Genomic DNA, 5,520 nt, shown 5'->3' on the forward strand with positions numbered 1-5,520 from the left:
GGCCGGCGGCCGCCTCCGGCGCGAGCGCCATCGCCGGCTCTGCCGCCGGACCGGGCGCGGGTTCCGGCGGGGTCCCCGGCTCGGGCTCCGCCGGATGGGCCGCGGGGGCCTCCGGCGGCGGCGCGGGCTCCGCCTCCACCGCCATCAGTTCCGCCCGGGCGTGCAGGTTGCCGGGATCGAGCGTCAGGGCGAGGGCGTATTCGCCGAAGGCCTCCTCCTGCCGGCCCAGCAGCTTCAGGGCATGGCCGATCTGGACATGCAGGTCGCTGTCCTCGGGCTGCAGCCGCTCGGCCTCCCGGTAGCTCAGCAGGGCGCCCCGGGGATCCCCCTCCTCCTTCAGGCAATGCCCGTACTGGACCCAGATGGCCCAGTCCGCCGGCCGCAGCCGGAGGTAGCTGCCATAGGCCTCGGCGGCCTCCGCCCAGTGGCGGGCATCGCGCAGCCGGTCGCCCTCGGCCCGCAGCACCACCGCGTCCTGGTCCGGGGCAAGCCCCGCCTCCTGCATGTCCATGCCCGTCGTCCTGCCTGGCGGCGGCTGGCCGCCCCTTCCACGCGGACCCGGGCACCGTCAGGCCGGCCGCGCTGCCTCGTTGCTTCGCGCATTCGCGATGCTAAAGGAAGGGGGATCGGCTCTTTGCCGGACGAAGGCAGCGCAGCGGTCGGCGGCGGCGAGCATCGCCATGCGGCGCGTGGTCCACCGGGCGGATCATCATGGGGGCAAGGGCCATCGGTCCGCATCCATCGGCACCGGCGGGCGTGCCGGCCTTTCCGGTGCGCGACCGGCGCGGACGGCGCCGCGGCGCGGGAGGTCGGGCAAGGCCGGATGGACTGATGCGACGGCACCGGCCGGATAACCGCGCCGGGCGCGCGGCCATGCGCCTGCCGCGCTGCGGGGCCCGCCCCGCGGGCGCCAGCCCTCCGTGGTCAGGCGAAGACGATGGCCAGCACCAGCAGCGGGGACAGCAGCGCGAGGATCGCGCCCGCCCGCAGCATCAGGACGCCGACATCGACGAGGCGAAGCGCCACCAGGCTGCGCAGCGGCACGGGCGCGGGGGCCGCCGCGGGCGGCAGGCCGGCCAGGGCCTGCGGAGAGGATGCCAGCCTGTCGTTCCGCATCATGCCGCCGATAGAGCCTTATCCCGGATCGCGCTGCAAGCACTATCCGCCAGCACGATTAACGGAATGGTTGATCCTGGGCGCGGCTTGGCTCACCTCTCCGTCAGACGACGCGTCGTCGAAGGGACTCGCCGCGCATGACCCACCACGTCCGCCTGTTCATCGATGGCTACAACCTCGCCCTCGAACAGGGGACCGGCGTGGCGACCTATGCCCGCAACCTCAGCCAGGCGCTCGGCACGCTCGGCCATCAGGTCGGCGTGCTCTACGGCACCCGCGCCGCGCCCTCCTATCATCCGCTGATCCGCGAGATCGCCTTCTTCGACGAACGCGTCGGCGACCCGCCGAAATGGCTGGTGGCGCTGCGGCGCGGCCGGCGGATGCTGCGCGCGCCGCTGGGGGAACGGGCGGAGCGCGTGCCGATCACCGGGCAGGTGATCGCCACCACCTTCCGCGACCGGCTGCCGCATTTCGACGAGCTGTGGAATGCGCGTGACCTGTTCCAGCAGTCCCAGGCGCATTTCCGCGTCTTCGGCCGGCCCCTGAAGGCAGTGCTGCCGGCTCCGCCGGCGCTGATGCACTGGACCTATCCGCTGCCGCTGCGGGTCCCGGGCACGCGCAACATCTACACCCTGCACGACCTGGTGCCGCTGCGGCTGCCCTACACCACGCTCGACAACAAGCGACGCTACTTCCGGCTGAACCGGCTGCTGGGCGCGCGGGCCGATCACCTCGTCACCGTCTCCGAATCCTCGAAGCGCGACATCGTCTCCCTGCTCGGCGTGCCGGAGGAGCGGGTGACCAACACCTACCAGTCCGTCCACATCCCGCGGCAATTCACCGCCCTGCCGATGGAGGCGGCCCGGGCCGAGATAGCCGGCAGCTTCGGGCTGGAGGCCGGGCGCTACTGGCTGTTCTTCGGCGCCATCGAGCCGAAGAAGAATGTCGGGCGGATGATCCAGGCCTTCCTGGCCAGCGGCGTGGAGGGGCCGCTGGTCATCGTCGGCAAGAAGGCGTGGAAGTCGGAGGAGGAGCTTCGCCTGCTGTTCGACGACCATATCCGCCACCTGGTGCTGGAGGGGCAGACCCTGCGGACCCGGCACAAGGTCATGCTGCTGGACTACGCCCCCTTCCGGCTGCTGGTGAACCTGATCCGCGGCGCCCGCGCGGTGCTCTTCCCCTCGCTCTACGAGGGCTTCGGCCTGCCGGCGCTGGAGGCGATGCTGCTCGGAACCCCCGTCATCACCTCCAACACCGCCTCCATGCCGGAGGTGGTGGGCGATGCGGCGCTGACGGTCGATCCCTACGATGTTGGCGCGCTGGTGCAGGCGATCCAGGCCATGGACCGCGACGAGGTGCTGCGCGCCCGCTTGGCCGAGGCCGGGCCGCGCCGCGCCGCGCTGTTCAACCCGGATGCCTATGCCCGGCGGCTGGAAGCGCTCTATGCCAGGCTGGGGGTGCCGCCGGCCGCGACCGCGCCGCCGGCGACGCGGCTGGCGGCCGAATGAGGGGCGGGCCCATGGGGGAAGATCGCGCGCCGGCGGCGACCGCGACGGACCCGGGGACCGGCCGGGAGACCGACCCGGAGACGACCCCGGCGCTGCTTCCCGCCACCGGCCGGGCCTGGGAGGCCGGCGACCTGCTGGGCGGCGACGACCACGACTTCGTCTGCAACATCTATCTGGCGGTGCTGGGCCGCCTGCCCGACGCCGCCGGCTACCGGCATTACCGCGCCGCGATCGCCGGCCGGCCGGAACACCGCACCCAGGCGCTGCGCGACATGGCGGCGTCCGAGGAGGCGGCGCGGGCCGGCGCCGCCATCCGCTTTCCGGACACCCCTGCCCCGCCCCCCGGCCCCGCCCGCGCCCGGGCGGTGACCCAGGAGATCCGGCTGGACTGGCTGCAGCGGGAGGTGCTGCGGCTGCAGGAGGCGATGACGCTGGCCGGCGGCGCCGGCCTGGCCGCCGACGCGATCGAAGCCCGCGACGCCGCCCTGCATTTCGAGATCGCGTCCCTGCGGCGGGAGGTGGAGGAGCGGCTGGACGCCCTGCTCGGCCCCGTCCCGGCGGAGGCCGCGGCGGCGCGGGACGCGGCCATCGCCGCGCTGACGCGGGTGGTCGGCCGGCATGTCGCCGATCGCGTCGCGGCGCTCGAGGCGCAGTTCGAGACGCGCTTCCGCGGGCTGGAGGAGCGCCTGCTGCACCTCGAGGCACGGCGCGAGGCGTGACGGCGCAACATGGCTGAGGCGCCCCTCCCGCCCGGCCGCCGGAAGCCAGGAGACCTGGCCCGGCCACCGCTGGGCCAGGGCAGCCGGGCCGGCGCGGCATGACCGGCACCGGCCCGCCGGGCCTCGTCGTCGTCACGCCGCTGCCGCCGACCCGCTCTGGCATCGCCGACTATGCGGCGGAGCTGCTGCCGGAACTGGCGCGGGACGGGCCCGTGGCGGCGGTGGTGGCGCGGCGGGCCGCAGTGGTGCCGCTGCCGGGCGTCGAGGTCGTCGCCCTGGCAGACTACCGGACCCGGCCGGACCTGCGGGCCTGGCCGCATCTCTACCAGGTCGGCAACAGCCTCGACCACGCGCATGCCTTCCTCGGCGCGTTGCGGCGGCCGGGAATCGTCACCCTGCACGACCCGGTGCTGCACCACCTGGTGGAGGCGCTGACCCTCGCCCGCGGCCGGCCGGCGGGCTATGCCGCCGCCCTCGCCGCCGAGCATGGCGAGGCCGGGCGGCGCGTGGCGCGGCTGCGGGCGCAGGGGGTCTTCGACCCGGCGCTGCGCTGGCTGATGCCGCTGCACCGCACCCTGCTCGACCGCGCCCAGGGGGTGATCCTGCACAGCCGCTTCGCCGCCGCGCGGGTGCACCGGCCGGGCGGGCCGCCGCTGCTGGTGATGCCGCACCACCTGTCCCCCGCCGTGGCCCGGCTCGACGGGCTCAGCCAGGCGGCGGCGCGCCGCGACCTCGGCCTGCCGGAGGCCGGGCCGATCCTGCTCTCCCTTGGCCATGCGACACCCGCCAAGCGGATCGATGTGGTGCTGGAGGCGGTGGCGCGCCTGGCCGCCCGGCATCCCGGCCTGCTGCATGTGGTGGCCGGGGCGCCCGACCCGGCGCTCGACCTCGCGCCGCTGATCGGCCGGCTCGGCCTCGGCGGGCGGGTGCGGGTGACCGGCTGGCTGAGCGAGGACGCCTTCCTGCGGCATGCCAGGGCAGCCGACCTGCTGGTGACGCTCCGCCACCCGATCGCGGGCGAAAGCTCCGGGGCGCTGGTGCGGGCGCTCGGCCTCGGCTTGCCGGCGGTGGTGGATGCGGTCGGGCCGGCGGCGGAATACCCGGCGGCGGTCGTGGCGACGCTCCCGCCGGGGCCCGGGATGGCGGACCGCCTCGCCGCGCTGGTCGACGCGCTGCTGCGGGACCCGGCGCGCCGCGCGGCCATGGGGGCGGCGGCGCGGGCGCATCTGCGGCAGCATGCCCGGCTCGATGCGTCGGCCGCGGCGGTGCGGCGGGCGGTCGGGCTCTGGTCCGGTCGCCCGGGCGGCGTCCCCGGCGGCACGGCATGACCGGCCGCCGGCATGGCCCGCATCCTCGGTCGCATCCTGCGCCGGACCGGTCGCCGGGCATCCGGCGCCGGGTCGCCGCGCCATGCCAGACGTCGTAGGCGCGCGGAGATGTTTCGCGTATCTGTTCAACCATCGCGCAACTGTGACTGCGATACCGCATCGATCACTACCGGTGTTGCGCCTACCTCCGCCAATAGTGGCGGCGGGATGAGTCCGCGAGGACAGCCCACGAGATGGAGACGCCGAATGGCTGAGCCGAGGGACGGTTTGCGGGTCCTGCTGGCCGAGGATGAGAGCCTGGCCGCCGCCGTCATCGGGGATGCCCTGGCGGAGATGGGTTACGACGTGATGCATGCGCCGGATGGCGCGGCGGCGCTCGACCTCGCGGCCACGGTTCCATTCGACGTGCTGGTGACCGACCTGGCGATGCCACGGATGACGGGGCTGGAGCTGATCCCCCGCCTGCGGGCGGACCGGCCCGACCTGCCGGTGGTGGTGATGACGGGCCACCTGACCGATGCGGGCGAACGGATGCTGCGGGCCGCGCAGGCCGGGCCGACCACGCTCCTGCTCAAGCCCTTCGCCGTCACCCAGCTGATGGAGGCCCTGGCCCGCGTCGCGCCGCAGCCGGCGCCGGTCGAGGCGCTTCGACTGACCGCCTGACGCCGGCCGCGTGACGTCCCGGTCAGGCCGCGGCCGGGCGCGAACTCGCCCGGCGCAGCCTCGGAACGCCGGACGCGGCGCCCGCAGCCGGCGCATTCACCCGGCCACGCGGACCGCACCCGGCCATCGATCCCGCGGCGGTCCCGCGCGGCGCCGGGCTCGCGCCGCGCTGCGATCGGCGCCGGG

The 5,520-nt window shown here is 75.1% G+C and carries 6 protein-coding genes; 4 read left to right on the top strand and 2 right to left on the bottom strand.

Annotation, left to right across the window (positions count from 1 at the left end; translation table 11 throughout):
- Together E2C05_RS28175 and E2C05_RS28180 are read right to left on the bottom strand one after the other, a co-directional pair.
- The coding region (locus E2C05_RS28175; RefSeq protein ID WP_133222964.1) for a tetratricopeptide repeat protein at window positions 1-511 on the bottom strand (511 nt) is incomplete at its 3' end.
- 413 nt (window positions 512-924) lie between these two features.
- On the bottom strand, window positions 925-1,119 hold the full coding sequence (locus E2C05_RS28180; protein WP_133222965.1) for a hypothetical protein: 195 nt from the start codon (window positions 1,117-1,119) through the stop codon (window positions 925-927).
- Between the two features lie 134 nt (window positions 1,120-1,253).
- Here E2C05_RS28180 and E2C05_RS28185 point away from each other — a divergent pair, with 134 nt between their 5' ends.
- The 4 genes from E2C05_RS28185 (at window position 1,254) to E2C05_RS33500 (ending at window position 5,334) form a co-directional block, all read left to right on the top strand.
- Window positions 1,254-2,624: a glycosyltransferase family 4 protein gene (locus E2C05_RS28185; protein ID WP_133222966.1), complete on the top strand. Its 1,371-nt coding sequence runs from the start codon at window positions 1,254-1,256 to the stop codon at window positions 2,622-2,624.
- Between the two features lie 11 nt (window positions 2,625-2,635).
- Window positions 2,636-3,343, top strand: coding sequence for a DUF4214 domain-containing protein (locus E2C05_RS28190; RefSeq protein WP_158292420.1), 708 nt, complete (start codon window positions 2,636-2,638; stop codon window positions 3,341-3,343).
- Between the two features lie 98 nt (window positions 3,344-3,441).
- Window positions 3,442-4,671: a glycosyltransferase gene (locus tag E2C05_RS28195; protein WP_133222968.1), complete on the top strand. Its 1,230-nt coding sequence runs from the start codon at window positions 3,442-3,444 to the stop codon at window positions 4,669-4,671.
- A 246-nt stretch (window positions 4,672-4,917) separates the two neighbouring features.
- Window positions 4,918-5,334, top strand: a complete 417-nt coding sequence (locus E2C05_RS33500; RefSeq protein WP_158292421.1) for a response regulator — start codon at window positions 4,918-4,920, stop codon at window positions 5,332-5,334.
- Window positions 5,335-5,520 lie beyond the last annotated feature (186 nt).

Origin of the sequence: Paracraurococcus ruber, from assembly GCF_004353985.1 — a bacterium.
GTDB classification, from domain to species: Bacteria; Pseudomonadota; Alphaproteobacteria; order Acetobacterales; family Acetobacteraceae; genus Paracraurococcus; species Paracraurococcus ruber.

What these genes read in the sequence shown, in the direction of transcription:
- E2C05_RS28180 (WP_133222965.1), bottom strand. Translation starts at nt 1,119, where the DNA reads ATGATGCGGAACGACAGGCTGGCATCCTCTCCGCAGGCCCTGGCCGGC.
- E2C05_RS28185 (WP_133222966.1), top strand. Translation starts at nt 1,254, where the DNA reads ATGACCCACCACGTCCGCCTGTTCATCGATGGCTACAACCTCGCCCTC.
- E2C05_RS28190 (WP_158292420.1), top strand. Translation starts at nt 2,636, where the DNA reads ATGGGGGAAGATCGCGCGCCGGCGGCGACCGCGACGGACCCGGGGACC.
- E2C05_RS28195 (WP_133222968.1), top strand. Translation starts at nt 3,442, where the DNA reads ATGACCGGCACCGGCCCGCCGGGCCTCGTCGTCGTCACGCCGCTGCCG.
- E2C05_RS33500 (WP_158292421.1), top strand. Translation starts at nt 4,918, where the DNA reads ATGGCTGAGCCGAGGGACGGTTTGCGGGTCCTGCTGGCCGAGGATGAG.